General features: G+C 65.0%; 2 protein-coding genes. Both read left to right on the plus strand.

The genetic code is table 11. The features are described 5' to 3' along the window. Positions 1-774 (plus strand): hypothetical protein (locus PHO31112_RS27340; RefSeq protein ID WP_174995917.1); only part of this gene is annotated, 774 nt, incomplete at its 5' end. A gap of 505 nt (positions 775-1,279) precedes the next feature. Beyond that, the coding region (locus tag PHO31112_RS26960; protein ID WP_150624794.1) for a hypothetical protein at positions 1,280-1,981 on the plus strand (702 nt) is incomplete at its 3' end.

Genomic DNA, 1,981 nt, shown 5'->3' on the forward strand with positions numbered 1-1,981 from the left:
ACGATCACCGACGCCATGCTGCAGACGTGGAAGGCCCTCGGCCAGGCAGGGATTGAGGCCGCGGGTGGGCTCAACGGTGTGGCCAGGCGAGACAATGTCCCGGTGGCAGCACTGAGAACTTACCTGCGTGCCGACGGCCACCTGACCCAGTTCGGCGAAGACCGGCTCAACCCGGGCGGGAAAATGGAAATTACCAACGCCATGTTGCACACGTGGAAGGCCCTCGGCCAGGCGGGGATTGAGGCCGCCGGGGGGCTCGAAAGTGTGGCCAAGCGGGACAATGTCCGGGCTGCAGCACTGAAAAATTACCTGCGTGCAGACGGCCGCCTGACCCAGCGCGGCGAGGACCGACTCGCCTCGGGCGAGAAAGCGAAGGTCACCGACGCCATGTTGCAGACGTGGAATGCCCTCGGTCAGGCGGAGATTGAGGCCGCGGGTGGGCTCGACGGTGTGGCCAAGCGGGACAATGTCCTGGCTGCAACACTGAGAACTTACCTGCGTGCCGACGGCAGCTTGAGCCAGTACGGCGAAGACCGGCTCAATCCGGGCGGGAAAGCGACGATCACCGACGCCATGTTGCGGACCTGGAAGGCCCTCGGCCAGGTGGGGATTAAGGCCGCCGGTGGGCTCGACGGTGTGGCCAGGCGGGACAATGTCCCGGTTGCGGCACTGAAAAATTACCTTCGCGCAGACGGCCGCCTGACCCAACGCGGCGAAAACCGGCTCAATCCGGGCGGGAAAGTGAAGATCACTGGCGCCATGTTGCGGACGTGAAAGGCCCTCGGCCAGGCGGGGATTAAGGCTGCGGGTGGGCTCGACGGTGTAGCCAGGCGGGGCGATGTCTCGGCTGCGGCACTGAGAAAATACCTGCGTGCCGACGGCAGCCTGACCCCGCTCGGCGAGAATCGGCTCCTCCGCAAGGCTGGCGCGCACTGAGCGATTCGTGCAAGCGCGGATGGCAAGACCGTGCGACAGTCAATCGCAACCACAAGAATTTCTATCCTCTGAAGCCATGGATCGAGTTTCCAGCATTGGAGCCACGCGCCCCCGGCCCCCAGTGACTGCGTCTACGTCGGCGCAGCCTCGACAAAATGCACGGCCGCCGACTGCGCTGGCCGCCAATGTGCACGTGGTGCATCAGGCCGATGGGCGGTCCGGCATGCCGTCGAGCTCGGCCCAACGACCGATTTCCCCCGCAACACCGGAAGTCACCTCGAACAACGGATCGGAAAAGCGTTCAGCACCACAAGACGCAAGCAGTGAAAAGGATGCTGTTCTCATGCCGCCCCTGGCCAAAATCCCTCGCCAAGAAACTGGCGTGTCGGGCGGGAAAGCGACGATCACCGACGCCATGTTGCGGACGTGGAAAGCCCTCGACCAGGCGGGAATTAAGGCCGCCGGTGGGCTCGACGGTGTGGCCAGGCGGGACAATGTCCCCGCAGCGGCACTGAAAAATTACCTGCGTGCGGACGGCAGCCTGACCCAGCGCGGCGAAGATCGGCTCAATCCGGGCGGGAAAACGACGATCACCAACGCCATGCTGCGGACGTGGAAGACCCTCGGTCAGGCGGGAATTAAGGCCGCGGGTGGGCTCAACGGTGTGGCCCGGCGGGACAATGTCCCGGTGACAGCATTGAGAAATTACCTGCGTGCCGACGGCCGCCTGACCCCGCTCGGCGAAGATCGGCTCAATCCGGGCGGGAAAGCGAAGATCACCGAGGCCATGTTGCAGACATGGAAGGCCCTCGGCCAGACGGGGATTAAGGCCGCCGGGGGGCTCGACGGTGTGGCCCGGCGGGACAATGTCCCCGCAGCAGTACTGCGAAATTACCTGCGTGCCGACGGCCGCTTGACCCAGCACGGCGAAGACCGGCTCAACCCGGGCGAGAAAGCGAAGATCACCGACGCCATGTTGCAGACGTGGAAGGCCCTCGGCCAGGCGGGGATTGAGGCTGCGGGTGGGCTCGACGGTGTGGCCAGG

It is taken from the genome of Pandoraea horticolens (genome assembly GCF_902459555.1).
Lineage (GTDB): Bacteria > Pseudomonadota > Gammaproteobacteria > Burkholderiales > Burkholderiaceae > Pandoraea > Pandoraea horticolens.